This window comes from Thermococcus sp. CX2, assembly GCF_012027555.1.
Classification (GTDB): Archaea; Methanobacteriota_B; Thermococci; order Thermococcales; family Thermococcaceae; genus Thermococcus.
In genome coordinates this window covers 20676-46521 of the sequence record NZ_SNUQ01000006.1, presented here as the reverse complement: position 1 = coordinate 46521, position 25846 = coordinate 20676, and the positions used below count along the sequence as shown (strand labels likewise).

Annotated in this window: 23 protein-coding genes; 18 read left to right on the top strand and 5 right to left on the bottom strand. The window is 47.2% G+C overall.

Annotated features, from left to right (window positions below; all coding sequences use genetic code 11):
- Positions 1 to 21: 21 nt before the first annotated feature.
- Genes E3E23_RS09375 through E3E23_RS09345 form a run of 7 tightly spaced genes read left to right on the top strand, consistent with a single transcriptional unit; the run spans position 22 to position 8126 of the window.
- On the top strand, positions 22 to 1161 hold the full coding sequence (locus tag E3E23_RS09375; protein WP_167908257.1) for a glycosyltransferase family 4 protein: 1140 nt from the start codon (positions 22 to 24) through the stop codon (positions 1159 to 1161).
- Positions 1158 to 2210 carry a PssD/Cps14F family polysaccharide biosynthesis glycosyltransferase gene (pssD, locus tag E3E23_RS09370; RefSeq protein ID WP_167908255.1) on the top strand — a complete coding sequence of 351 codons (1053 nt, stop codon included), beginning with the start codon at positions 1158 to 1160 and terminating at the stop codon, positions 2208 to 2210. Before E3E23_RS09375 ends, pssD begins: the two co-directional genes overlap by 4 nt.
- Complete coding sequence (locus E3E23_RS09365; protein ID WP_167908254.1) at positions 2204 to 3268, top strand: hypothetical protein; 1065 nt, start codon at positions 2204 to 2206, stop codon at positions 3266 to 3268. The genes pssD and E3E23_RS09365 overlap by 7 nt, the downstream gene beginning before the upstream one ends.
- Positions 3255 to 4292, top strand: coding sequence for a hypothetical protein (locus tag E3E23_RS09360; protein WP_167908253.1), 1038 nt, complete (start codon positions 3255 to 3257; stop codon positions 4290 to 4292). Before E3E23_RS09365 ends, E3E23_RS09360 begins: the two co-directional genes overlap by 14 nt.
- Before the next feature lie 19 nt (positions 4293 to 4311).
- The gene (locus tag E3E23_RS09355; protein WP_167908252.1) at positions 4312 to 5196 is read left to right on the top strand and encodes a glycosyltransferase family 2 protein; all 885 of its coding nucleotides are present in this window, start codon (positions 4312 to 4314) and stop codon (positions 5194 to 5196) included.
- 9 nt (positions 5197 to 5205) lie between these two features.
- On the top strand, positions 5206 to 7098 hold the full coding sequence (locus E3E23_RS09350) for a hypothetical protein (RefSeq protein WP_167908251.1): 1893 nt from the start codon (positions 5206 to 5208) through the stop codon (positions 7096 to 7098).
- Entirely contained in the window at positions 7095 to 8126 is a 1032-nt protein-coding gene (locus tag E3E23_RS09345; RefSeq protein ID WP_167908250.1) for a polysaccharide pyruvyl transferase family protein, read from the top strand. Before E3E23_RS09350 ends, E3E23_RS09345 begins: the two co-directional genes overlap by 4 nt.
- A gap of 33 nt (positions 8127 to 8159) precedes the next feature.
- On the opposite strand, the gene E3E23_RS09340 is transcribed toward E3E23_RS09345, so the two are convergent.
- The 3 genes from E3E23_RS09340 to E3E23_RS09330 all read right to left on the bottom strand — a co-directional run bounded on the left by E3E23_RS09340 (position 8160) and on the right by E3E23_RS09330 (position 12214).
- Positions 8160 to 9392, bottom strand: coding sequence for a lipopolysaccharide biosynthesis protein (locus E3E23_RS09340; protein ID WP_167908249.1), 1233 nt, complete (start codon positions 9390 to 9392; stop codon positions 8160 to 8162).
- A gap of 177 nt (positions 9393 to 9569) precedes the next feature.
- A complete protein-coding gene (locus E3E23_RS09335; protein ID WP_167908248.1) occupies positions 9570 to 10214 on the bottom strand; it encodes a hypothetical protein in 645 nt (214 codons plus the stop codon).
- Between the two features lie 1004 nt (positions 10215 to 11218).
- Complete coding sequence (locus E3E23_RS09330) at positions 11219 to 12214, bottom strand: sugar phosphate nucleotidyltransferase (RefSeq protein WP_167908247.1); 996 nt, start codon at positions 12212 to 12214, stop codon at positions 11219 to 11221.
- Between the two features lie 90 nt (positions 12215 to 12304).
- Between E3E23_RS09330 and E3E23_RS09325 the strand changes: the two genes are divergently transcribed.
- Positions 12305 to 13258 carry an NAD-dependent epimerase/dehydratase family protein gene (locus E3E23_RS09325; RefSeq protein WP_167908245.1) on the top strand — a complete coding sequence of 318 codons (954 nt, stop codon included), beginning with the start codon at positions 12305 to 12307 and terminating at the stop codon, positions 13256 to 13258.
- Between the two features lies 1 nt (position 13259).
- Here the strand turns inward: E3E23_RS09325 and E3E23_RS09320 are convergent, their stop codons facing one another.
- Positions 13260 to 13499: a hypothetical protein gene (locus tag E3E23_RS09320; protein WP_167908243.1), complete on the bottom strand. Its 240-nt coding sequence runs from the start codon at positions 13497 to 13499 to the stop codon at positions 13260 to 13262.
- The gene (locus E3E23_RS09315; RefSeq protein WP_167908241.1) at positions 13490 to 14209 is read right to left on the bottom strand and encodes a hypothetical protein; all 720 of its coding nucleotides are present in this window, start codon (positions 14207 to 14209) and stop codon (positions 13490 to 13492) included. The genes E3E23_RS09320 and E3E23_RS09315 overlap by 10 nt, the downstream gene beginning before the upstream one ends.
- A 59-nt stretch (positions 14210 to 14268) precedes the next feature.
- Between E3E23_RS09315 and E3E23_RS09310 the strand changes: the two genes are divergently transcribed.
- From E3E23_RS09310 to E3E23_RS09265, 10 genes are all read left to right on the top strand, one after another.
- Positions 14269 to 16008, top strand: a complete 1740-nt coding sequence (locus tag E3E23_RS09310) for an Ig-like domain-containing protein (protein ID WP_167908239.1) — start codon at positions 14269 to 14271, stop codon at positions 16006 to 16008.
- Positions 16001 to 16999 carry a DUF4350 domain-containing protein gene (locus tag E3E23_RS09305; protein WP_167908237.1) on the top strand — a complete coding sequence of 333 codons (999 nt, stop codon included), beginning with the start codon at positions 16001 to 16003 and terminating at the stop codon, positions 16997 to 16999. Before E3E23_RS09310 ends, E3E23_RS09305 begins: the two co-directional genes overlap by 8 nt.
- A 1-nt stretch (position 17000) precedes the next feature.
- Complete coding sequence (locus tag E3E23_RS09300) at positions 17001 to 17921, top strand: MoxR family ATPase (RefSeq protein ID WP_167908235.1); 921 nt, start codon at positions 17001 to 17003, stop codon at positions 17919 to 17921.
- On the top strand, positions 17918 to 19201 hold the full coding sequence (locus E3E23_RS09295) for a DUF58 domain-containing protein (RefSeq protein ID WP_167908233.1): 1284 nt from the start codon (positions 17918 to 17920) through the stop codon (positions 19199 to 19201). The genes E3E23_RS09300 and E3E23_RS09295 overlap by 4 nt, the downstream gene beginning before the upstream one ends.
- Positions 19198 to 19752, top strand: a complete 555-nt coding sequence (locus E3E23_RS09290; protein ID WP_167908232.1) for a hypothetical protein — start codon at positions 19198 to 19200, stop codon at positions 19750 to 19752. The genes E3E23_RS09295 and E3E23_RS09290 overlap by 4 nt, the downstream gene beginning before the upstream one ends.
- Positions 19753 to 19932: 180 nt before the next feature.
- Positions 19933 to 20919, top strand: a complete 987-nt coding sequence (locus tag E3E23_RS09285) for a DUF1616 domain-containing protein (RefSeq protein WP_167908230.1) — start codon at positions 19933 to 19935, stop codon at positions 20917 to 20919.
- A gap of 83 nt (positions 20920 to 21002) precedes the next feature.
- The gene (locus tag E3E23_RS09280) at positions 21003 to 21599 is read left to right on the top strand and encodes a TasA family protein (RefSeq protein WP_167908281.1); all 597 of its coding nucleotides are present in this window, start codon (positions 21003 to 21005) and stop codon (positions 21597 to 21599) included.
- Between the two features lie 41 nt (positions 21600 to 21640).
- Positions 21641 to 22447, top strand: coding sequence for an HAD-IIA family hydrolase (locus E3E23_RS09275; RefSeq protein WP_167908279.1), 807 nt, complete (start codon positions 21641 to 21643; stop codon positions 22445 to 22447).
- Positions 22444 to 22878, top strand: coding sequence for a ferritin family protein (locus E3E23_RS09270; protein ID WP_167908228.1), 435 nt, complete (start codon positions 22444 to 22446; stop codon positions 22876 to 22878). Before E3E23_RS09275 ends, E3E23_RS09270 begins: the two co-directional genes overlap by 4 nt.
- 190 nt (positions 22879 to 23068) lie before the next feature.
- Positions 23069 to 25801 carry an adenosylcobalamin-dependent ribonucleoside-diphosphate reductase gene (locus E3E23_RS09265; protein ID WP_167908226.1) on the top strand — a complete coding sequence of 911 codons (2733 nt, stop codon included), beginning with the start codon at positions 23069 to 23071 and terminating at the stop codon, positions 25799 to 25801.
- Positions 25802 to 25846: the final 45 nt, after the last annotated feature.

Genomic DNA, 25846 nt, shown 5'->3' with positions numbered 1-25846 from the left:
GAAATATTGATGACTTCAATAGTGGATCTAGTCAAATCACAGCATAATAGGCCGCATCAGTTTGTAAAATATCTTTCCAAAAAGCACAATATAACAGTAGTGAGCATTAATGATTGGTGGAAAGGAAAGCAACATGATTTTGAGGAGTACAGCAAAGAATGGAGAAAAGTACTGGAAAAGATAGACATTGTGTATGTAACAGACAAGAGAATTAGTCCGGTTATTCAGGAAAATGCCTATCCTTATTTTGCTATTAAGCGACTGCTTAAAAATAAATCCTTTGATGTCCACATAAATTACAACAGCCTTACTCTTGGATATTTTGCGACTAAATCTCTATTAAAACAGGGCGTTCCTACAATATTTGATCTCGCAGACGATTTGGTTGGGATGATAAGTGAATCCCCCCAAATACCAAGACCATTAAGGCCGATTGGCGCAAAAGTGGGGAGAGAGATTCTAAAAAAGAATATCAAATTATCCAAAAAAATCACCGTTACAAATAGCTACCTAAAAGAAAAGTACAACATTCCCAATAATAAGGCTGTAGTTCTACCAAACGGCGTAGACACCGAGCTGTTTAGAAATTATGGCAACACTAAGTCCCAATTAGGTTTGGAGGATTATTTTGTTGTTGGTTATGTGGGGGTTTTGAGAGAGTGGGTTGATTTTGAACCCATATACCAGGCCTTAAGAGAACTCCCAGAAGATATTATATTTTTAGTTGTAGGGAAAGAGGGCAGATATCAAGAAAATATAGAGCTTGCAAAGAAATATGGTGTTATTGAAAAAGTTAGATTTGTCGGCAATGTCCCTTACTCCAAGGTGCCTGTTTATATCTCTGCTATGGATGTAGGAGTTATCCCGTTTAAATTAAACTCCATAACTGAACATGCTCTGCCCCTCAAATTATTCGAGTATATGGCATGTGAAAAACCGGTTATATCAACATCTTTACCCGCTGTGATGGATGTTGCTAAAGAGGAAGTGCTTTATGCAAATACAAATAAGGAATGGAAAGAAAAAATCCTGTTACTTTATGAGAATTGTGAATCTAGGAACTACATTGGGAACAGGGGAAGAACGTTTGTTGAGAGAAACTATGATTGGAAACGGATACTGGAGATACAAGAGAGCATATTGGAGGAGAGCCTAAAATGAAAATAGGGATCGTATGCTCACCGGGGGGACATTTGACGGAGATGTTACAACTAACAAGTGCATTTAGAGAGCATGATGTCTTTTTGATCACATACAATGAAAACTTTTTGAATCTGCCTAAAGAAATAAAAAAAATTTATAGAATTGAAAATCTGCTTATTAAGTATCCGGGAGTAGCGAGAATAAAAAAGGGTATTATACTTTTTGTCCATTTTTTCCTACTCTTTATTAAGGAGCTTCACATATTGATAAAAGAGAGACCGGATATTTTGATATCAACTGGTTCTGAAATTGCAATTCCAGCGTTTTACATTGCGAGTCTTTTGAATATAAAAAAGGTGTACATAGAGAGCGTCTGTAGAATTGATGACCTTTCATTTACGGGAAAAGCCGTATATCGTATCTCAGACCTATTTATTGTTCAATGGAAGAAGCTAGCTGAAAGGTATTCAAAAGCAAAACATCTCGGAAATGTGTTAGTACCAAAAAGAGCGCACATTAACCAGTCAAAAATGGCTAAGAAAAACGTAGTGTTTGTAACAATAGGCACTGCTCCTTTTGATAGGTTAATTAAACTCGCTGATGAGATTTCACCTGAGTTAGAATTCTACGAAATGGTGATACAAAAAGGAAGAACTAAATATAATCCAAAAAACGCCAAGTATTTCTCGTTTGTTCCTGAATATAAAGATATTATACATTTTAATATGAATTCCAAGATCATTATATCACATGGAGGGGTGGGCAGCATTATCCTTGCTCTGAAATATGGAGCGATGTTGATACTCTTTCCAAGATTGAGCCGATATGGAGAGCACAATGATGACCATCAATTAGAAATCGCAAAATTCATGAAGCATAGTGGGCTTTCTGAAGTAGCACATACTAAGGGAGAGTTATATTCTCTTGTAACTTCCTTAGCAAACTATCCTGCAAATTATACAAAAACACTGCGTAAGCTTGCCAAAAAAATTGAAAAAATCTCCAAAAATAATGAGACTAATCTCCCTGACAATTTAAAAAGAGCCTTGGAGGGGATAACATGGTAAAAAAGAGCTATTATTCTGTTCAGAATATCCTTAATTTTGCGGTAATTGACAAAACCAGCATAATTAACCGACTCATGGATAAATTTGAAGTTCACTATGCCAATTTTAAAGTTGAAGATGAACCCGGAAACTTAGATATGATATTTGAAATTGGTAAATTTAAACCCAAGCTTTCAAATACTTACAATGTTGGCGATGGAAAGTACTATTTTGGTCAAGATTATCTCTATGTTCCCCACGAGCAATGTAAAGGTGCTAAGTGGAGGTTCGAAATTGAGGGAATAGAAGCTTCAACTACCTATATCAGGATTTCTTGTAACCCACTAGGTAGGATTTTTATCGTCGGGAATGTCATAGATTTTCTAATACATTTCAAACTAACGGAGATGGGCTATCCGATGATCCATGCATCATCACTATGCAAGAATAATAAGGCGATTTTATTTTCAACAAGGGGAGGAGGAGGCAAAACTACAATAGCCTTACATTTGGTTGAACATGGTTTTGGTTTTCTTGGAGATAATTTTACGATTTTGCATAAAAGTACTGCACTAAGCTTTCCAACCTCTTTGAGCATATTTACTTATAATCTTGCCCCGATTATCAAGAACAATCTAACACAAAAGCAAAAAATTGAATTGCAGATTAAACATTTGATATATAGAATGACTAAAGGATATGCAAAATTTTTCACTAAACTGAATCCAAGGAGAGTGATAAATAATATGTGCGAAAAGGCCAAAATCGAAAAAATGTTTATTATATTTCCGAGAACAGATGTGATAGAACCAAAAATCATTGAGACTAAAAAAGAAGAAATCCTTGATCATCTCGTTTACAATCAAATGTTAGAATTTCCTCTGTTTAACAGATATATTTATGAATATTCTTATTTCTTCCCGGATTCTCCTCTGTCACGTCACTGGGAAACATATAAGAGAAGACTCAATGAAAATTTGGATAATAGTACTAAATACTACAAGGCTATAGTCCCAACCCGGATCAACATATATACAATAGAAAAACTTTTGGAGGTTATTAACGATGGTGCTAACTAAGAACTATAGAATTCACAATATTTTAACTATTCAAATTAATACCCAAAACAAAGCAAAACTCCCAGAACTTAATTTCCCATTAAGTTATTTTGAGGTTGATGAGGACATAACAGATCCAGATATTATCCTTAATATTGGACCATTTAAACCAGACCTCAGCGGCTCGTATGTTGTAGATCACAAGTATTACATTAAGGATAATTATTTCCATTGCTCTGATACCGCTAATGGAAAAGCCTCGTGGAAATTAGAGATTATTGGTTTTGAGAGACCTCCCACAATCATAAATTTTCATGGAAAAATTCGTGGAATCTACCAACTCTTAGCGCCGGATTTATTGGTACAAGATCTAGCCCTCCTTCCAATGATCGAGCTAGCATTAGGACTAAGAGGGTTTATGTTGCTCCATGCAGGGGGCATATCAAAAAATAAACATGCAGAAATATTTGTTGGTAGAGCAGGTAGTAGAAAGACTACTATAATAATGGACAGCATCAAAAGTGGATATAGAGTCTTAGGGGATGATCGAGTCATACTTGACTTGGAGAATTATACAGTACATAGCTTTCCAATATTCCCCAAAATATTCGAATTTATTGTCAAATATTCTAAAAGGGAAAATTTGTCACTCTATCATAAGATCCGGTTATTATATCTTCTTAGGGAAGAAACTTCTATCCTTCCCCAAATATGGGAAAACGAAAGCGTTAAATTAAGATCAATATTTTACCTTATATTTATTAATAAAGAGCTAAAAAACCTCACCATAAACAATAAAGATGCGTTATTGTTAAGGATGATATCTAATAATATTGCAGAGCTTTATACAACCGTAATTCCATCAATATTACAAAGGCGTGCTTTTCCGAATTATATTCTTGCATATAGTTACATCTTCCCAGAGAATAACTGGATTAGACTGTACAATAATATTTTAAAAACAAAGATAAAGCAAATCATTAAAACTAAAAGAGTCCATATTGGTGTGGTAGACAATATTCAGAGAGCAATTAGTACTCTTTAACATCCGTGGGGGACACATCATGAGTTATGCGTTGATAACTCCAATAAGAAATGAAATTGAAAATATGGATAGCTTATTTAAGAACATAACTAGTCAAACAATACAGCCAGTAATCTGGGTTATTGTGGATGGAAATAGTACTGATGGAAGTTTTGAATATGCAAATACTCTTGCAAAAAAATATAACCATCCACACAAATGGATATACGTGATAAAACAAAAACATTATTTCAGGGACAAACATCCCCATCTAAATTTTGCGTTAGCCGTATGGGAAGGATACGAATATGCCAAATGGATTGCCAAAAAAAAGAAGATCAGCTTAGAATATATAGGCAAAGTCGATGCCAGCGTTAAGATACCCTTCAATTATTTTGAGAGGCTATTATTGGAGTTCCAAGAAAATCATCGGCTAGGAATAGCAAGTGGCGTTCAGTATTTAGTAAAAGATGGAAAAGATATCAAATATGTTTCTACATATCCTTACGAACTTCCAGATACCAGGCTATACAGAATCCAATGTATAGAGGATATGGGGGGATTTCCAATAACTTGTTCACCTGATGTCGTCATTGTATTACGAGCTATTAATAAGGGCTGGAAAACAAAAAGAGTAGAGGACTTACCGTTTTATGAATATAGGGTTGGAGGTAGTAAAGAAGGTTTAAAAAACGGATATATCAGTAAGGGCAAGGCTATGTACTACCTTGGATACAATCCTGTTTTGATTGTCCTAAACGTTTTCTATTATCTAAGTAAGAAATCTAAACTTGGTATCTGGATGTTTGAAGGATACGTAACTTCTTGGATGTATGAAGAAGAGAAGATTCCAGATAGAGAAATACGGAAATATTTTGAAAAAAAACGCCTAAAAGAGATTATCTCCCTAATATTTAGTAAATAGGTGGGGATAATGAACAAGATCGATAAAATTGTTGGATATATCACGTTAAGTACATATTTCTTCGGGGGCATTGGAATAGTGCTCATTTCACACATCCATAACTTTAACCGCGAACATATAGGGTTGGCGTTGTCTATGGGAGCTTTAGCAGCAGTGGGTCTATCCTATTCGAGTAGATTAAATAATGTGACCGTACAGAAGGGAAATATTCGGAACTACTTTAAGATCACCGTCACCATCTCTATGATTTTTGTAATAATCGCATTAATTATTTATCAGAACTATAGTAAGAATTACTACTTGCCCGGAATATATTTTTTGGTCATTTCGGCAATTGTCACTATAATAACAGCACAATTTTTATTCGTTAAGGAATACTCCCTAGAAAAAAACATAATCATGCTTGAAATCTTTATCCTTGCCACTACCATTATCGCCTCATTTTTGTTTTTGTTTCCACAGCATTATGGGAATGATGCATCTTATCATGTAAGTTTCATACAACATATACTCATGACCGGTAAGATCGAAGGATTCCCAGGCCATTACCAACAGTATCCAGGATTTCACGTCTTATTCGTGTTTGTTACTGTTATTTCAGACCTCTCATTCAAGTTAACTCGTCTCGTTCTTGGCATAGTTCAGGTAATATTTGCTCTTTTTGTGTATCTTATTGCCAAAAAAATATTCAATTGGAAGATTGCAACTATTTCTATGATGATTATGGTTCTCTCCCCATATTTTATAAAAGCAGGATATTCATATATGCCCAACTATTTTAGCTGGGTGTATTTTGTTTCTTTGTTTTATCTGGCCCTGCGTAATGAAAGAAACATGTCATCCAATATTGCTTTGATGACACTAATATTTACATCACTAATTATAATACATCCACTAACCCCGATTATTATTATTACTTCATTTTTAACTATTAAGTTATCTGTTAAGATAATAAGGTTAGGCGATATTAACATACCCCCAATATTTATTTTCCTAATGATTATTTTAACATTGACTTGGTGGATGAATTCTAGCGGAATTCAAGGTAATTTATTCTCGTTTTTTATACTCACAATAAAAACAGCATTAGGTACTTTTGATTACACTACTGTAGAGAGGGCTACTTTATCACCTATATATGCATATAAAGATATATTATTATACGACCTCGGATACACTATCTTTTTGTTTATGGGAATATTAGGAAGTCTAAATATAATAGTTCACAGCACATTTAATTTGAAAAAAGTCATGACTGTTAAATATGACCAGAATGCTCTCCCAATGGCAGTATTTACATCAATATTTATACTAATCCCGTACATTCTTGCGGTAGCCTATCCTCAAAGCCTACCTAGTAGATGGTTTATCTTTACCTCAGTATTTCTATCCATCTTCGGAGGATTTAGTATATGGAGTTTAGGACAGTTAAAGTTCAAGCATTTAAATGTAAATATTATTATTGTCCCGATATTAGTGTTTTTAATGATAACCACTCCAGTAGCAAATCCCAACAGTCATTTATATGCAAAAAACCTTTCCAGCAGAGAGGCTCTCACATTATCAGAAATAACTCTAACCAAATTCTTGACGTATGCAGATATTCATCTACAGAACCTCCATGGAAGTAATAGATTTATGTTTCAAGCGTTTGATAAAATCCTAATAAACAGACAGGCAAACATCATTAATCCCGAAAATCCTAGAACATATTTAATTGGGTATACTATAATTAGAAAATATGATCTCGAGATGGGATTTTTAATCCCTATGTTCAGTAAGGAAATTCTTGCAAAGATTATAATGCCAACTAAGAAATTTTATAGGGGACTAGCAAAGATGGATAAGATCTACTCTAGCAATGAGAGTTGGATCTACTATAGTACGGAGGGGATAACATGAAAGTTAGGATATTGCTATTAAGGACATGGCTATTGAATATCGGAAATGGATTCATTGAAGAAGGAGCTAAGGCATGTATTAAAAAAGCAATCCCACAAGCAGAAATCATAGAAGTCAGTGGTTATCCTGATCATGTTGGATATTATTTGTCCCTAAAAACTAGAGAGATGTTAAAAACGACGTTAAAAAGCGGATTGCTTTACAAATCCAACATATTACAAGCAAAAAGGCATACAATCAACATTGTTGAGCTCATGGACATTCAAGATTTTGACCTTGCAGTACTTCCAGGTTGTGTGATGGATATAAACTTGATAAAATATTATCCAACTTTGAAAACTTTAACGGATAATGGGATTCCATTGGTAATTGTAGGAGGAGGCGGAAATGGTTATTCCTTAGAAGTTGTAAAACCTGTAAGGAACATTCTGAGAAAAATCAAGTTATACGGATTTATGTCCAGAGATTCTATAGCTTATAAATTATATGCCCCCTTCGCAAAATACTCATATAATGGTATTGATTGTGGGTTTTTCGTGAGCGATTACTATACTCCACCCCATTCCAGAAAAAAATTTGTTGTATTTACTTTCGATTCATCTTCCGAGCCCGAGATACCTACAAAATACCCAATAATTAGAGCCTACCACGAACCATTTTATTTAGCAAGCCTAAGCCATCCAATTCTACGAGCTTCACAAACGACGCTCTCAAAGATTCTACACCTTCATCCAGCTAAAATCCTCAAAAAGAGTAACGTCCTAGTATCAGATAATATAAAGGATTATCTATTTCTCTATGCAAATGCAATGGAGGTACACTCTGACAGAGTTCATGCCTGTGTGGCTGCCTTATCCTACGGACGAAAAGCAAAACTATATTCAAGCACTCCTAGAGCAGCACTATTTAATAGAGTCTTAGATAAAGACATAACTAAGGAGATAGTAAGAGTTGACATAGATAGACTAAATTATGAAAAACAAAAATTGATAGAAGAATTTAGAAAAATTACGGAAGAATTAATATAATAAAATAATGTCAAAGCAGAAAATGCAATTATACTAACTAAAGCTAGGCCATTCAAATTTTCTGATCACAACTACTAAGAAAATGAGTATTAGCCCATAAGTAGTAATCCACGCATATCCCACCCCTACAATCCCAAATTTTAATATCAGTACATAACTAAAAGTCAAAAAAAGGATTGCCTTTAAAAGATATATTATAACACGTTCTGTTACTCTCTTCAATATATTCAGAAGGGTACAATAGATATTAACAACAACAACAAAAAAGCTCGACAATACAATAACAATTAGCAAGTTCAAACCACTTATGTACTCATCTCCAAATAATCTCAAAATAAATTTACCAAAGAACCATACAAACATAGAACTCATTACAAGGTATGCATAGACAATTGTTAGAACCTTCCTCAGAGTTTTCTTTAAATCTTTAAGCCCATGGCTCCCTTCTACAAACAACGCCATGTTTATCGCATTTGGGATTAAGAGAATCAAGTTTCCAACTGCAAAGGCTATATAAAAATATGCGGCATCCTCTTTCCCCACAGTTATCAGAACTATCGTAGGCATTATGTATGTCGGTGCGAGGTTGGCAATGTTAGCTATGTAGTTTCCAAGAGAGAACTTGAACGATTCTCTTAGGAACTCAAAATCCAGCTTGGGCTTAATATCATCGATAAAAATAAAGCCGTAAAGCACTCCTAAAGTCAAGCCCAGTCCAAAGGCAGTCATTATGCCTAAGACACCAAATGATACGAGAACAAACAGAAACAAGAACCTCAATGAAAAAAGGACGCTCTGAGCAAAGCTGTGCTCGGCTTTTCTCTTGGCTATTGCGTAGGTCGAGAGAATGTTGTAGGCTGTTCCCGCCATGGAAAAGAGCACAAAGAGCAGTAAAAACTCAGTAGAAAAAACCCCACGGAATGATTCAGACCTCACCACAACAAGAACGTAAAGCAAGGAGACCACGAAGGACGCTCCGAGAGTTAAGATAAAAGCACTCCCCGCGGCCCTCTCTTTATACTCTGGATAAAAGCGGATTAGGGAGAAGTTCAGGCCAAGAAGGGATACCATGAAGACGAAGTTTATCGCTGACACCAAAGCAGAGGCAACTCCAACATCCTCAGATGGATAGAGCCTGGCCGCAACGTTCCAGAAGAGAAAGCCTGCAACTGCTGTCATCATAGACGATAAGGAGATATAAATGGAGTTTCTGTAGAGAGGATTTTTGAGATTTTTAAGTTCACTCTTAATTAAGCCCGCTACCATGCATAATCTCCCCAATATTGTTCTTCCGTACCAGGCATTGTGGATCCGTATTCTGTCAAAGCCCTTATACCAATACTATCCAAGAAAATAAAAACTTATCGTGGCCGTCGTAACGATCAGTATCCTTAGAGTAGTGGATGGAGGGGATTCCAAATGTAACTTTATGTCCCGCGCGACTCACCCAATCGCCGCCTTTATTCCCTCCAGCATCACCACTACTCTATCAATCAGCTCACCCAGACCCATCTCCTCCGGCGTCGTCTCGATGGTGAGGTTCATCTTAACCGGGACGTTCAGCGTCTCATCAACGGGCACAACGACCGTCTGGTTTATCGGCACCTCTAGGGTCATGTTGAGAGGCACGGTGGTGTCTATAACGTCCCTGACCCTAACCCTGACCGTCGTGACTATAGGAACATCGACGTAGGTATCAAGCGGAATTATCACCGTCTCCTGCTTGCCGTTCACCTCAACGGTGGTGGTTATGTTCTGGACGATGTGCACCTTCACAGTCTTGTTTACTGGAACGTCAACGTAGGTATCGAGAGGAACCTTCACGGCAATCTCCTCGTTGACCGGGACCCTGGCCACCATGGAAACCGGGACGCTGAGGTTCATCCTGAGAGGTACCTTTATCTCCTGATCCAGCGGATAGTGGATGGTTATCCTCTCGTTCTTCATGCCCTCCACGAGGGTTATGACACTGTCGATTTCCTCCAGCGCTATGCTCCTGGCTTTGAGCGCACCGTAGACCATGCCGATGTTGAAGATAAGCAGAACCACCACCAGAACCGTCAGCACCTTAACCAATCTCTCGCCCATCGCCCACACCCCCATATACTGCTCTGATCTTTGCAAAATTTAAGGATTGAGTTTGGAAGGGCATCGGCGCGCCTTTTTCTCTAAACCGCCGCTGAGCGGAAGTGACGCCTTTTATTTATTTTTGGGGCTTAATGACTTGGATATATTTCAAAAAGATTCAGATATATACTTGTATCATAAAAAAGCAAAGGTTTATATAGGTAAAGCACCTAATAATATATGAGGAGTGCCCTGTTGGTGAGACCGAAGCAGAAGTTTCACCTTGACGGGCGCTAAGCCCAACGTGTTCCATGAGTCGAGAGGGCTGGAGTCACAAGCCTAGTGTTCCTTGAGAGTGGGATTTTCACCGAGGCCCCACTTGCAAGGTGCTCCTCACTATCTTCTCGCGCCTGATTCAATTTCTATTCTCATCATGAATACCTTCCGCTTCAAACTCAGACCCCAGCATGGTTGAAATTATTTCAATGAGTTGTCAAAAAGTTTTGCTTTAAATAAAAGCAAAGATTTATATAGTTAAAGCACCTAACAGTATATGAGGAGTGCTGTGTGGAGGAGACTGAAGCGAAAGCTTCACCCTAGGCAGATCCAACCCGAACAGTGATTCCATGATCTGAGAGGGTCACGGAGTCACTATTAACTAGGGTAAAGATCTGTCAAGAGTGGAACTTCACTCCGGCCTCGTCTGCATGGCGCTCCTCACTACCTTCTCCTATCAACAACCTCCAAGAACTAACCGAGTTTTTGACCGTCATTGGACATCTAAATAAAGAGCGATGCAAAAGGCCCAGCGGATGATATCCTCCCAGGTCAAAAGGCGTGGAAGCTCTCAGAACCTAGAGACCGTTGCCTTTCATAATCCCACTATTGGGCCATTAGCCCCGGTCACATCATCGGGGGCGCCCTGCTCTGGCTTGATACACCTCAATCTTTTAGTGTTCATAACCAGAACACAAATAGAGGGGACAATAAAGGGCAATTCGTGCCAGGTAGTGTAAACCGGGACCTCACTCGCCCCTCTGTATCTTCGCATGACCCCCGACGAGGCTCTTTCTCAGCTCTAGGTTCCTTATCTCGCACTTCTCATCGATGATGGAGCGCCATATCGTCGAGTTCCTGATTATGGTTCTACGGAAAATTATCGAGTCGCTGATGTCGGAGTTCTCGATGACGCACTCCTCGCCTATGTAGGCGTAGGGGCCTATTATCGACCTGCCCAGTATCTTCGCGCCGCGCTTTATTACCACCGGCGGGATTATCTTGGCGTAGGGGCTTATCTGTATCTCCTCGACGTGGCTCTCCCGGAGGAGAGTCTTGAGGGCCTCCAGGTAGCTGTCCGCACTTCCGATATCGTACCAGTACTCGGAGAAGCGGTAGGCCCTGATGTCCTCACCCTTCTCCAGGAGCCACTGGATGAAGTAGCCGGGTGAATCCCTGTTTCCGTTGGAGAGGTACTCGTCGATTTTCTCCATCACCCTTCTCGGGAAGACGTAAACTCCAGTGCTGACGAGGGTAGACTTCGGCTCTGCCGGCTTCTCCTGGAAGGAAATGACCCTGTCGCCTTCAAGAACGACCACACCGTAGCGCTTGGCCAGCTCCAAGTCACCGACGTCGTATACCGCTATGAGTGGCTTCCCGTCGTAGGCCCTGAGGAAGTCGGCCAAGCTGAAGGAGAAGAGGTTGTCCCCCGATATGACGAGATAGTCATCTAAGCCAAGCTCCTCGACGGCCCTCTTCATGGCCCCCATCGTGCCCAGCTTCTCCTCCTCATGGAGGGTGTCCTCAACGATAAGGCTCAATCCTTTCTTCTCGGCGTAGGGACGGAAGTGCATCTCAAAGAACCTGTTGGTCGATATGTAGGTTTCGAGGCTGAGTCCCTCGACCTTCTCCAGGATGTAGTCGAGTATCACCTTGTTCCCAACGGGAAGGAGGGCCTTGGGATTATCCTTGGTTATCGGCCAGAGTCTCGTTGCGTAGCCACCGGCCATTATTAGGACCTTCATGGCACTCACCACGGGTAAACTAACTAGCGTGATAGGGTTTATGCCTAAACATATTTAAATAATTTCGTTTCATCACGAGTGGTGGTATGAATGAAGGTTCTCGTCACGGGCGGTGCGGGGTTCATAGGCTCTCACCTTGTGGACAGGCTCATGGAGCTCGGGTACGAGGTCAGGGTTCTTGACGATTTAAGCGCCGGGAGCTTGGACAACATTGGGCGCTGGCTGAACCACGAGAGGTTCGAGTTCATCAAAGGGGACATGAGGAACATGAAAACCGTGGAGAAGGCCGTTGACGGTGTTGATATTGTTTTTCACTTGGCCGCCAATCCGGAGGTCAGGATCGGCTCCCAGAGCCCGGAGCTCCTCTACGAGACCAACGTCGTCATAACCTACAACCTTCTTGAAGCGATGAGAAAAACCGGGGTCAAATACTTGGTTTTCACCTCATCATCAACGGTCTACGGCGACGCTGAGGTTATCCCTACTCCCGAAGACTACGCCCCACTCGAGCCGATAAGCGTCTACGGCGGGGCGAAGCTCGCGGCTGAAGCTCTGATAAGCGGATACGCCCACACCTTCGACTTCAAAGCTCTCGTCTTCAGGCTGGCCAACATCATAGGCGAGCGCTCCAACCACGGCGTAATATACGACTTCATCAACAAGCTCAGGGAGAACCCGGAAGAGCTGGAAATCCTCGGCGACGGAACCCAGAGGAAGAGCTACCTCCACGTGAGCGACACCGTCGAGGGCATGCTCCATATATTTGAGCACTTTAAGAGCGAAGGCAAGACCTATGATGTCTACAACCTTGGGAACGACGACTGGATTACAGTTAAAGAGATAGCTGAGATAGTGAGCGAGGAGATGGAGCTGAAGCCGGCCTTCAAGTTCACGGGTGGCGTTGACGGCGGCCGCGGCTGGAAGGGCGACGTCAAGTTCATGCGCCTGAGCATAGAGAAGGCGAAGAAAACCGGATGGAGGCCGAGGCTGAACAGCTACGAGGCGGTATGGAGAACCGTGAGGGAGCTGCTGGCGACTGTTTAGTTTATCTTATCACTTCATACACTTTTCTCGCCACTATGGAGGCAAATGCTAGCAGCAGCAGGTACGCGGAGAGCTTCAGAGCACTCTTGACGTCCTTTGGGAGGTAGAACTCGCCTATCTCGAGCGTTATCAGGATCCCAATGAGGGCGATGGTCAGGAATATCTCAACGGAGGGGCTTACGAGCGCGGCTATTACGATCCATACCGCAAGGAACAGGACGACGTTCTCCCTCATAGCCATCTCTCGATCCCACCGAGTCTCTCAAGGGTTATCCTAACGTGGTCCTTAACCTTCTCGGCCGATTCTACCCTCAGAACCTCGCCGGTTCCCATGGCCACTCCGAGCAGGACGGCTGAACAAACCGGGTCGGCGTAAACCGGGCCAGCGCAGAGCGGCCTGATGAAGACCCCTATCTTTCCGTCCTCGGTTTCGAAGACCTCAGCCGAACCGAGGCCCAGGGCGCTTAGGCCCGAAGACACCGCGGACGACGCATAGCCGAGCCCAGTTCCAGAGAGCTCACCGGCATTATCCTCGAAGTACTCCACCAGCGCCCACCCGGCGGGGGGACTTATCAGAATCCCGCTCTCCTCCTCGGTACCGGTCACGAAAACGGTCTTCTCATCAAACTTCCCAAGGCTTAGGGAAAAGTTCTCGGACTTCGGGAGAAAGATGCCACCCTTCGGGAGGTTCTCGTAGGGGGGTATGACTACTGGATCCCCTTTGAGCTCAAGGTCTTTTCGGAACTTTTTGAAGAACTCGCAGGAGGACTCACACGTCAGGAAAAGGGCTTCCCTATCAACCTGGCCCCTCGAAGGCAGGGCCGCCACCACAAGGCCGAGGATGATTGCACCTATTCCAAGATTGACCAAGAAAGTTATTCCGGAGGCACCACCGTAGTACCAAAGGACAATTCCAGCTGCCAGTAGGATACTACCTAAAATCCTCCCCATTCTAACACCGGCAATGAATAAGCTTAAAAGGTTTTTATGCCTTATGGATGTGATGGCCTATGAGAAAGCTCTCAGTTTTAATAATCGCCCTTCTGCTCATCGGCTCTATACCACTCATTTCGAGTAAAGCCGTGGAGGAGCCAACCCAGAGGGACGTCTTCCTATATGAATACTTTTCTCAGGTTATTGTCCAGTTTGAGTACTCCCTGAAGTACGCCCTCGTCAACGAGAGCTACGGCCTCGCGCTAGCCAACACCACCTTAAACGAGCTGGAGCTCATCCGCCTGGAGGCCTTATACTATCAGGAAAAGGGCGTCGACTCCAAGGTCATGGAAGTCTTCCCCCCTTTCTACGAGTTCTCTCGGAATCTCGTAACCATCAATGAGCTCCTGCTGGAGTTCCATAAAACCCAGAATCCAGCCATTATAGCCGGAATCAAGGGCACAGCCCTCAACATGGAGTCCCTTCTGGACGAGATAGACACCCTCGAGCTGATGAACGGGACTGAGGTTCTGAAGTTCAACACCAAAAAGGTTCGAGGGTATCTAAACGAGATAATCGAGAAGGTGAGCTCCGAAAAGCTCCCAAGCGGGAGGTTCGAGATCGGAATCTCGGATTCCGAGCCTATACTCTATCAGAGGGTTACCATCTTCGGCTCCTGTCCCGGCAACGGCACCGTTACGGTGGTCATCACCGGGAAGAACTTCACGTCATTCATCATAGTCAATCCCCAAAACGGGCTTTTCTCCGCCAACTACAGGTTTAAGGAGCTCGGGACGTACACGATATACGCCACTCAGGGAGGGATGAAATCAAACACGCTCAACGTGACCGTGGGAAAGATACCCTCCCTCTTTTTGGTGGAAAGCGTGTACAGCACCTTCCTGAACCAGACTCTTGTGTTGTCGGGCAGGCTCGTTGACTACTACGGCCACCCTCTTGAGGGAAGGGAGATAACGGTTGGAGACGAAACGCTCGTTACTGGCCCCGATGGAGGCTTTGCAAAGAGCTACTACTCCTCCAAGGCCGTGACGTTCCAGGTACCGCTGAGATTCGCCGGCGATGGAACCCACACCGGAACCTCAGAGATAGTCACGGTTGAGTTCAGGCGCTTCCCGGTTACGATAACCCTCAACGGGCCAGGTGAGATAACCCTCGGCCAAAGGGTTACCTTCACCGGAAAGACTGAGCCGGATATAGCGCTCCCCCTTACAGTATATGTGAACGACACCCCCCAGTTCAGCATTGGGGCCGAGAACGGAACCTTTTCCTTCACAGTAGAGCCCCAGAGCCCCGGCCAGCTGAGGGTCTACGTTGCCTTCGCTGGCAGCGAGGTGTATGATAGAGCTACCTCCAACGTCGTGGTGCTCAACGTCGTCCCGCCGGAGAACATGCTCCCAAGGTACATAGCGATAGCCCTCCTCTCCCTGCTACTCGCGCTGGCCATCGTTATTGTGAGGAGAAGGGAGAGAAAGACAATTTCTCCGGCACCGCAGAGAGTCGCTGAGGCTGTTCCTGTGAAGCATGAAGTTATCCGGGAAGAGAAAATACCCGAGGACGTCGGTGAGGCTTATAAGCTCCTAAGGGAAAAGCTAAAGGATAGGTTTGGGATAAGCGAGAGCCTGACCCCGAGGGAAGTCTTAAGGATCCTCCGCGACTGGGAGTTCTACACTGACCTGGAGGCGGTAACGAGGCTCCACGAGAAGGCCGTCTACGGTGAAATTTCCCTGAGCGAGGAAGAGCTGAGAGAGTTCAGGGAGAGGCTGGAGAAGCTCTTGCGGGGTGGAAGCGGTGAATAAAACCATCAAGTACCTCACCCTCATCCTCCTCATTTTCACCCTCATTACCATGCCCCTAACGGTGCCCCTCTTCAAGAGCTCTACCCAGTACAGCGCCTTCAACACGGACTGGGACGGCATCTCGAACTTCGTCAGGCTGATCCACGAGGACGGAAGGCAGATCGTTCCGATCTTTGAATCCTTCGACATAGCCAATATCAGTGGCAAAAACGGCGTTCTACTTATCGTCGGCCCCAACATGACGTTCACAGACGCCGAGATAGAGCAGCTCAAGGCATTCGTGGAGCGTGGAAACACTCTTTTCATAGCGGACGACTTCGGCACCGGCAACGAGATACTGCGTGCCCTCAACCTGTCCGTTAGCATATCCAGCTATCCGCTCCGCGACTTCTTCTATGAGGAAGACGACAGGCTGATAGTGTCCGTGAGAATAGAGGATCCCATACTGGCCAGGAACGTCACCAAAATAGTCACCAACGAGCCCTCGGCAGTTCTCGTGACGGGAGGCAGTGCGGTCTACGCGAGCAAGGTGGCTATGATAAACTTCCAGAGGAGGCAGTACTCCCTCCTGACGGAGGTCGAATACGGAGAGGGAAGGGTTGTAATCCTGGCAGACCCGGACGTCCTGATAAACCAGCTCTACGACGAGAACGAGCCATTCCTGAGGAACCTCGTCGAGTACCTTGGCGGAGATACTTTCTACATCGACGAGGCCCATCACCCGGACTTCAACCTATACACCGCTGGAACGGTGACGATAACGAGGATCCTTCCCAAAGAGCTGGCCGTTAAGCTCATACTCGCCATCGGCATTCTGATACTCCTTAAGGAGCTTGGAACCTTCAGGGTCATAGGGAGGCTGCTCTGGAGGCCAATCTCACGCTTCTTCGGGAAGAGGAAAAGCCCCGAAGAGCTCGCCTTAGCTTTGGCGAGGGAGCGGGGCTGGGATGAGAAAGAGGTAATGGAGATGCTTGAAAGGATGGGTGGTTGATATGATACTCGAGAAGATTAAGGCCGAGGTTGGAAAGGCCATAGTCGGAATGGACGATGTGGTCGAGCTGATGACGATAGCGCTGATAGCCAACGGCCACATACTCCTGGAGGGAGTCCCGGGAATAGCGAAAACGACCCTGAGCAAGAACTTCGCCCAGACTCTTGGACTGAAGTTCTCGAGGATACAGATGACGCCGGACATACTGCCGGCAGACATAATCGGCCACACCTTTTACGACATGCGCACGGGAGAGTTTAAGATAAGGAAGGGCCCGATATTCGCCAACGTGGTTTTGGTCGACGAGATAAACCGCGCGTCGCCCAAGACTCAGAGCGCTCTGCTCGAGGCGATGGAGGAGCGGCAGGTCACCATAGAGGGCCTCCCTCTCAAACTCCCGGAGCCATTCATCGTCCTCGCAACCAGGAACCCCGTGGAGATGGAGGGAGTCTATGAACTCCCCACGGCACAGGTGGACAGGTTCATGATGAAGATCGACCTCACTTACCTCCCAGAGGAGAGCGAGAAGGCCATGCTCAGGAGAAAGAACCGCGGTGAGTTCTCGGAGGCAAGCCAGGTCGTCCCCGTGAGCGAGCTGGCTAAGGCCAGGCGGGAAGCCATGAAGGTTCACGTGAGTGATGCGATAATCGACTACATCTACTCCATCGTCAGAGAAACCAGGCTCGACGAGAGGGTCATCATCGGAGCGTCGCCGAGAGCTGGAGAACATCTCCTCTACGCCGCCAAGGTCAAAGCCTACCTTGAAGGGAGAAGCTACGTCATCCCGGACGACGTCAAGGAGCTCTCCGTTCCCGTCCTCGCCCACAGGGTTGTCGTCAAACCGGAGTACGAGGTGGACGGCATCGACGGAAAGGCGGTAGTGAGGGAAGTCCTCGAAAGGATAGAGGTGCCAACGGAATGAAAAGGGCGGAAGTCCTGCTCTCCCTCGCGGCGGTGGTCTCAGCGGTCGCTTACCTGACGGGCAGCCCAGCGGCGGCGCTAACGGCGGTCGGGATCATGGCCCACTACTCCCTTGCCAGGCTGAGCTTCGAGCCCAACGTCAGGGTCGAGAGAACTGTCCCCAACAGGGGGACGGAGAAGGAACCTGCAAAAGCCAGAATCAAAGTCGAGAACCTCTCGCGGGTTAAGGGCCTCCTGAGGATACGGGAAACTTCGAGGCGTGTCTTTGCGAAGGAGCTTAAAGTATTCCTGAATCCCGGTGAGAGAAAGTACCTCGAACAGACGATAGTGCCCCAGTCAAAGGGCAGGATAACACTCAAGGCAGAGGCAACATTTGAGGACGAGCTTGGGCTGTTCAAGAGGGACTTCCAGGTAGTCGAGCACGGAGAAATGACTGTCTTTCCGTCGCCGAAGAGCATAAGGGAGGCCCTTAAGGAAAGGCGCCAGGTCGAAGCCCTGGCCGAAGCGGAGAGCGCGCTTGGAATCGGTGCGGAAACCCTCGACTTCGAGGAGCTGAGGGAGTTCCTCCCGGGGGACGACATAACCAAGATCGACTGGAAGGCCACGTCGAGGCTCAACACCCTCATAGTCAGGGTCTTCAAGAGGGAAACCCTGGCCGATGTGTACCTGCTCGTCAACGTGGACAGTAAGTTCCGGAGGGAGCTCAAGGCTGGTAAAATAGACTACCTCGTCCTGATAATCACCCAGCTCTTCACCTACTTCAGAAGGTTCGGCCACAGCGTGAAGCTGATAGCCTACGACGAGAACGACATCGTCAAGGTGATTGAGTACGCGAGGGACCCGTTAACCGCAATCTCCGAGCTCGGGCTCAGGGGCGAGAGGGGCTTGCCTCCGCTCAAACCCGCAGGAATATCGTCTCCCTCAAAGATGGGCAGGTTGATCTTGAAGATGAAGCGCGGCTCCACCGCCTCCGGTCCGCTCAAGGCTGCCATGAAGGTCGAGAACGGGGCATATGTGATAATGGTCGATGACCTGGGCCTCCACCCGGGAGAGATACTAAAGGCGGCAAGGGTGCTTGAGAGAAAGGGCTCAAAGGCGGCCCTCATATATCCAAACCCAATCCTCTTCGTCAACAAGGACGAACTCACCGAGAGGGAGATAGAGATCCTCTACCGCGGCTACCGCGAGAGGAAGGCCATCATGAGGAAGGTCATGAACGGAATAAGGGTCGTTGAAGTGGGCCCCAAAGATGTGCTTCCGAGGGTGGTGGGTAGACTGTGATAGGGCTGATAGCGACTATCCTGACCGGAATAGCACTCCGCAACTACGTCTTCCTCCTGGTTATACCAGCCTACGTACTGCGGTTCAAGGACAGAGACCTATCACTGGCCGCTTTCTATCTCTACGTCCTCCTCATGGCAGTCTCGCTCCCGGGTATCTCGATTTACACGTGGGAGGGGCTAAGACTCGCTGGGTTCGTGGCCATTTCCACGGTTCTTGCACTCGACGACGTCCTTAGAGGGGTTAAAGTCGGAAAAGAGGAGCTCATCCTCTCGGCAGTCCTCATAGCTTCAGCCCTCACGGACTACACGTTCCTCATAGCCCTCCTGGCCGTCGTCACCTACTCGGCCTACAGGCACTCCGGGAAAGTGGTTGCCTATCTCGCCGGCTGGCTGGGCGTTTCTGCCGCGGTGATGTACCTGACAAAGGACAGCCTCAGTGACCCCGTGGGTCAGTCCTTCGTCCTCATAGGCCTCGGCCTGCTCTTCATACTCCTCGCCGAGCGGAAAGACGTTGAGTTCCTTGAGGTGAGGCTCTTTGGAAGGAAGTGATGGGATTCCCCTTTTTTCGCAGGTTTTCACTACCATCCTCTTTGCGGTTTACCGAAGTCTGCCCTCCTTTATCCCAGCCGGACCTAATCCGGAATGGTTGCACCCACGCGCCCACCTTACTCTACGTTTTGGAAGAAAGGGTTTTAAGCGGAGCAACCCCGTCCAAAGGGAGGGAGTCGGATGAAGCTCAAAGACTACTGGGATCTGCTCATAATCCTCGCCCTGTCGTTGATCCTCGACCTCCTGATAGCCTTCTTCCCGGACAGCCTGCTCAGAAAAGCCCTCGGATTAGCCTTCGTCCTCTTCTTCCCGGGATACGTCTTCATAACCGCCCTCTTCCCCAACAGGAAGGAGCTCGACAACCTCGAGAGGCTTGCCCTCAGCTTCGGTCTCAGCATAGCCATCGTCCCGCTCATAGGCTTGGCCTTAAACTACACTCCCTGGGGAATAAGGCTCATCCCGATACTCATCAGCCTAACGATTTTCAACGTCGCCTTCTCGCTCATCGCCATATACCGCAGGGCAAAGGCCTTCGAACCGTGGATTCCATGGATAACGCTCGAGAGGATAAAGGATGAGCTCGAGTGGGAGGAGTCGAGCAAGCTCGACAAGGCCCTCACGGTGATCCTAATAATCGCCATCATAACCTCCATTGGAACGCTGGGCTACGTCATAACCCACCCGAAGCCCGGCGAGGCCTTCACGGAGTTCTACATCCTCGGGCCGGAGGGCAAGGCCGCCGGTTACCCAACCGAGCTGAGGGTCGGCCAGGAGGGAAGGGTGATAATAGGCATAGTGAACCACGAGCATAGGAACGTCACCTACTACGTCCAGATATGGCTCGTCAACCTGACGTGGGACAACACGACCAACACGACGATAATCTACGAAATGTACCCGATGTACGAGTTCAACGTCACCCTGCCAGACGTCCCCGTCAACATCGAGGGCAACTGGACGCCCCAGTTCGAGACCAACTACACCTTCAGCATAGACAGACCTGGCCAGTGGCAGGTCTGGTTCCTCCTCTTCAAGGACGAGCCGCCAGAGCTCCCGCCGGCACCGCCGGACGGGAACTACGCCGAAACCGATGCTAGGAATCTCATCCTTGAGGCAATAAACGGCACGATACAGAGCCTCAAGCTCAACGTGAAGGTAATCCCCTGAGTCTCACTTCTTACTATTTTGAGAGAAAACTTTATAAGTTAGTCATACGTAATCGTCACTGAATACTATCATCGGTGGTGGAAATGAGACACCAGAAGATAGTATTAGTTGGGGCCCTTCTGTTGCTGGTTGCGCTCGCGGGGTTCTCCCGCTCCCTCTTCACAGACGTTGCTCTCTCGGAGAACAACGAGATCTCCTCCGGGGAGTTCGACATAGGCATAAGCAAGGATGGGGAAAGATTCTACAACGACCTCAAGCTCTTCGACTTCTCGGATTTAAAGCCGGGCGACGAGAGGACAGTAACATTCTACGTGAAGAACCGCGGAGACCTCGAGGTTTCGAGGATTACGATGACCATTTACGTTAACGATTTAGAGGACGGTGCCCTCTCTCCCGCCGAGAAGGAGGTCGACAACACCACAGATAGGGGCGAGCTGAGCGGCTATCTCGTGATAACCGGCCTCTCGGTACAGCACGGGAATATAACCACAGACCTGACGGAGGTAGCGGGCAAAACCCTGAAAGAACTCGACAGGAAGGAGGTAGAGCTCTTCAAAGGCTCCCTGGAAGAGGGCGAGGTGCTAAAGGTCGTCATGAGGATAAGGTTCTCACCAGAAGCAGGCAACGAGTGCCAGACCGACAAAGTGGAAGTAGACATGAAAATAAACGCCGAGCAGTGAGCTTTTAAACTCCTCACCTTTTTCTTTTTCCGGTGCTCACGATGATTGGCATAATATTCGACATGGACGGCGTGATGTATCGGGGCAAGAAGCCCATAGATGGCGCGCGGGAGGTAATAAACTTCCTGAAAGAAAACGGCATCCCCTTCGCCTTTTTCACCAACAACTCCACCAAGAACGCCCGGATGTACCGTGAGAAGCTCCTCGGGATGGGAATAGACGTCGAGGAAGAGCGAATCGTCACCTCAGGCTACGCTACTGCCAGATACCTTGAGACCCACTTTGAGGAGGGGCCGATCTTCGTCATCGGTGGGAAAGGGCTCCAAGAGGAAATAAAGAAGATAGGCTGGCCGGTGATAAGCGTCGAGGAAGCGAGGGAGAGATGGAGGGAAATCCAATACGTCGTGGTCGGCCTTGACCCGGCCCTAACCTACGAGAAGCTCAAGTACGGAACGCTCGCCATAAGGAACGGGGCGCACTTCATAGGAACCAATCCCGACACAACTTACCCCACTGAGGAGGGCCTCTACCCTGGAGCCGGCTCGGTAATAGCGGCACTGAAAGCCTCAACCGAAAGGGAGCCCCTGATAATCGGCAAGCCCAACGAGCCGGCCTACGAGGTAGTTATGGAGAAGCTTGGAGATGTGGACGAGGTCTGGATGGTCGGGGACAGGCTCGATACAGACATAGCCTTTGCCAAGAGATTCGGCATGAAAGCGGTGATGGTTTTAACCGGTGTCAGCACGCTGAAGGACGTCGAGAAGAGCGAGGTAAAACCCGACCTGATCCTCCCGAGCGTGGGGGAGCTCCTCGAATACCTGAAAGTCAAAGTGGAGGCTTCCAAATGAACCTTGGGGAGCTGCTTGAAAAGCTCATCTGGCAGGAGAACGAGCTCTACAACCTGTACAAGCTCGGCGAAACGTTCGCCACCTACGAAAGGCCCGAGTTCGTCGAGACGTTCCGTCTCATAGCCGAGGAGGAACTGAGGCACAGGAAGACCCTCGAGGACATGCTCTCAGGGGGAACCCTTGAAGGAACGGCGGTGATAGAATACCTTGACTCCCTGAGCCTTGAACCCATGCTGAGCGACGAGAGGGCCGAGCCAGAAAGCCTTGAAGAGCTGATACTGGAAGCCCTCGTGAGAGAAAAGCACTCTTACGAGCTCTACACAAAGCTCTCTGAAATCCTGGACGGTTCCCTGAGTCAGATCTTCCGAATGATGGCCAGCGAGGAGCTCAAGCACGCCTACAGGCTCAGGCTGGTCTACGAGGGGCTTTGACGTTTGGATAATTTGTCCGACATCATCCTTTTCTACCCCCTTACCCCACAGGCAAATTTATAGCCCTAAATTCGTCACCCCGGCAAAGGCCACTGGGGTAAGGTATATGTAGGGGTGATAGCCATAAAGCTGTGCTGATGCTTCTACTAATGGGAACAACAATAGACAACCGTATGTCAGGGGTGTTTATATGGCTGTTGAAAAAGTGATGAAAAGGGACGGCAGAATTGTCCCATTTGATAAGGAGCGTATAAAATGGGCTATCCAAAGGGCAATGCTCGAAGTCGGTATCCGTGACGAGAAGCTTCTCAACAGGGTCGTCAGAAGGGTCGTCAAAAGGGTGAACGAGCTCTACGATGGGCAGGTGCCCCACATAGAGAACATCCAGGACATAGTCGAGCTCGAGCTGATGAGAGTGGGTCTCTTCGACGTCGCCAAGGCCTACATCCTCTACCGCAAGAAGAAGGCCGAGATCAGGGAGGAAAAGAAGAAGATCCTTAACAAGGACAAGCTCGACGAGATAGACAAACGCTTCTCCATCAACGCCCTCCGCGTTTTGGCAAGCAGATACCTCATAAAGAACGAGAAAGGTGAGATAATAGAAAGCCCGAGGGAGCTCTTCGAGAGGGTCGCGATTCTGGCGGTCATCCCAGATCTGCTCTACGATGAGAGGGTCTTCGACAGGGAAGGAAACCACGAACAGGACCTAAGTAAGGTCGAGAAATACATGGAGAGGCTCGACGAGTACGATAGAAAACTGTCAATCGGCAGGTTCAAGCTCAACAAGTACCACTTCGAAAGGTTCCTCAACCTCTACCGCGAGCTCGCCCAGAAGGGCCAGATGAAGGTCTCCATCGACGAAGTCATTAAGATGCTTGAGAACGGGGCCTTTGACAAGTACGAGGACGAGATAGAGGAGTACTTCCGCCTGATGACGAGCCAGACTTTCATGCCGAACACACCGGCCCTCATCAACTCCGGAAGACCACTCGGGATGCTCTCAGCGTGCTTCGTCGTTCCGATAGAGGACGACATGGAGAGCATAATGAAGGCAGCGCACGATGTGGCCATGATACAGAAGATGGGTGGCGGTACCGGTTTGAACTTCTCCAAACTCCGCCCGGAGGGTGATTTAGTCGGAACCACAACTGGGGCGGCCTCCGGTCCTGTCAGCTTTATGCACCTCATTGATGCCGTCAGCGACGTGATAAAGCAGGGTGGAGTGAGAAGGGGCGCGAACATGGGCATCCTCGAAGTCTGGCATCCCGACATAGAGAAGTTCATCCACGCCAAGGAGAAGAACATCGGAACGAACGTTTTGTCCAACTTCAACATCAGCGTGGGCATATGGGCCGACTTCTGGGAAGCTCTGAGAGAGGGCAAGCGCTATCCGCTCATCAACCCGAGGACTGGCGAGAAGGTCAAGGAGATAGACCCCAAGAGCCTCTTCGAGGAGTTAGCTTTCATGGCCTGGGCCAAGGCCGACCCGGGAGTTATATTCTTCGATGTCATCAACAGGAGGAACGTTCTGGAGCCAGCAAAGGGCGAAAAAATCCGTGCAACTAACCCCTGCGGAGAAGAGCCCCTCTACGACTACGAATCCTGTAATTTAGCCAGCATAAACCTCGCCAAGTTCGTCAAGTATGATGAAGAAGGCAAGCCCTACTTCGACTGGGACGAGTACGCCTACGTAATCCAAAAGGTCGCCAAGTACCTCGACAACGCAATCGACGTCAACAAGTTCCCGCTCCCGGAGATAGACTACAACACCAAGCTCACTAGGAGAATAGGCGTCGGAATGATGGGCCTGGCCGATGCCCTCTTCAAGCTCGGCATAGCCTACAACAGCAAGGAGGGCTACGACTTCATGAGGAAAGCCACTGAGTACCTCACCTTCTACGCCTACAAGTACAGCGTTGAGGCCGCGAAAAAGCGCGGGCCCTTCCCGCTCTACGAGAAGACGAGATACAAGGATGGAGAGCTTCCGGTCGAGGGCTACTACCACAGGGAGGTCTGGACCCTTCCGTGGGATGAGCTGGTTGAAGAAATCAAGCGCTACGGTGTCAGGAACGGAATGGTGACCACCTGTCCGCCCACCGGTTCGGTCAGCATGATAGCCGATACCTCCAGCGGCATAGAACCCATCTTTGCCCTCGTTTATAAGAAGAGCGTAACCGTTGGCGAGTTCTACTACGTTGACCCCGTCTTCGAGGCCGAACTGAAGAAGCGCGGCCTCTGGAGCGACGAGATACTGAGGAAGATAAGCGACAACTACGGAAGTGTCCAGGGCCTCGAGGAAATCCCAGAGGACATGCAGCGCGTTTTTGTCACCTCGATGGACATCCACTGGCTCGACCACATACTGGCTCAGGCCAACATTCAGCTCTGGCTTACAGACAGCGCGAGCAAGACCATCAACATGCCAAACGATGCCACCGTTGAGGACGTCAAGGCCGCCTACCTGCTCGCCTACAAGCTCGGCTGTAAGGGTATAACCGTCTACCGCGACGGCTCGCTCAGCGTTCAGGTTTACAGCGTTGAAGGAGAGAAGAAGCAGCGCATCAAGAGTAAACCGAGCGCTTACGCTGTCGAGAAGCTCAAGACCGTCGTTGAGGCCGAGCCATGGCTGGCCAAGTTCATCAACGTCGAGGGCATACTCAACGGCACCAACGGCAAGGAGAAGAAGGAAGCTCCCTCACTCAGCTTCTCCCTGAACGTTCCGAAGGCGGTTAAGCCAGAAACTCACGAGCACCCCCACCATAGGGAGCCGCCAGAGATCCCTGAAGAGAATATAAAGGAGCTCTTGGGAGTCACTTACTGTCCCGTCTGCTATGAGAAGGACGGAAAGCTCGTCGAGCTGAAAATGGAGAGCGGCTGCGCCACCTGTCCCGTCTGCGGCTGGAGCAAGTGCGTTATTGGGTGACTTCTCCCCTTTTTCTTATGCTTTGACATCTCCCTGTCAACGGAG

Bases quoted from the DNA above. Each gene is read 5' to 3' on its own strand.
- E3E23_RS09340 (WP_167908249.1), bottom strand. From the start codon at position 9,392: ATGGTAGCGGGCTTAATTAAGAGTGAACTTAAAAATCTCAAAAATCCT.
- E3E23_RS09365 (WP_167908254.1), top strand. From the start codon at position 2,204: ATGGTAAAAAAGAGCTATTATTCTGTTCAGAATATCCTTAATTTTGCG.
- E3E23_RS09265 (WP_167908226.1), top strand. From the start codon at position 23,069: ATGGCTGTTGAAAAAGTGATGAAAAGGGACGGCAGAATTGTCCCATTT.
- E3E23_RS09300 (WP_167908235.1), top strand. From the start codon at position 17,001: ATGATACTCGAGAAGATTAAGGCCGAGGTTGGAAAGGCCATAGTCGGA.
- E3E23_RS09275 (WP_167908279.1), top strand. From the start codon at position 21,641: ATGATTGGCATAATATTCGACATGGACGGCGTGATGTATCGGGGCAAG.
- E3E23_RS09330 (WP_167908247.1), bottom strand. From the start codon at position 12,214: ATGAAGGTCCTAATAATGGCCGGTGGCTACGCAACGAGACTCTGGCCG.
- E3E23_RS09295 (WP_167908233.1), top strand. From the start codon at position 17,918: ATGAAAAGGGCGGAAGTCCTGCTCTCCCTCGCGGCGGTGGTCTCAGCG.
- pssD (WP_167908255.1), top strand. From the start codon at position 1,158: ATGAAAATAGGGATCGTATGCTCACCGGGGGGACATTTGACGGAGATG.
- E3E23_RS09310 (WP_167908239.1), top strand. From the start codon at position 14,269: ATGAGAAAGCTCTCAGTTTTAATAATCGCCCTTCTGCTCATCGGCTCT.
- E3E23_RS09270 (WP_167908228.1), top strand. From the start codon at position 22,444: ATGAACCTTGGGGAGCTGCTTGAAAAGCTCATCTGGCAGGAGAACGAG.
- E3E23_RS09325 (WP_167908245.1), top strand. From the start codon at position 12,305: ATGAAGGTTCTCGTCACGGGCGGTGCGGGGTTCATAGGCTCTCACCTT.
- E3E23_RS09360 (WP_167908253.1), top strand. From the start codon at position 3,255: ATGGTGCTAACTAAGAACTATAGAATTCACAATATTTTAACTATTCAA.
- E3E23_RS09315 (WP_167908241.1), bottom strand. From the start codon at position 14,209: ATGGGGAGGATTTTAGGTAGTATCCTACTGGCAGCTGGAATTGTCCTT.
- E3E23_RS09280 (WP_167908281.1), top strand. From the start codon at position 21,003: ATGAGACACCAGAAGATAGTATTAGTTGGGGCCCTTCTGTTGCTGGTT.
- E3E23_RS09320 (WP_167908243.1), bottom strand. From the start codon at position 13,499: ATGGCTATGAGGGAGAACGTCGTCCTGTTCCTTGCGGTATGGATCGTA.
- E3E23_RS09335 (WP_167908248.1), bottom strand. From the start codon at position 10,214: ATGGGCGAGAGATTGGTTAAGGTGCTGACGGTTCTGGTGGTGGTTCTG.
- E3E23_RS09355 (WP_167908252.1), top strand. From the start codon at position 4,312: ATGAGTTATGCGTTGATAACTCCAATAAGAAATGAAATTGAAAATATG.
- E3E23_RS09345 (WP_167908250.1), top strand. From the start codon at position 7,095: ATGAAAGTTAGGATATTGCTATTAAGGACATGGCTATTGAATATCGGA.
- E3E23_RS09285 (WP_167908230.1), top strand. From the start codon at position 19,933: ATGAAGCTCAAAGACTACTGGGATCTGCTCATAATCCTCGCCCTGTCG.
- E3E23_RS09350 (WP_167908251.1), top strand. From the start codon at position 5,206: ATGAACAAGATCGATAAAATTGTTGGATATATCACGTTAAGTACATAT.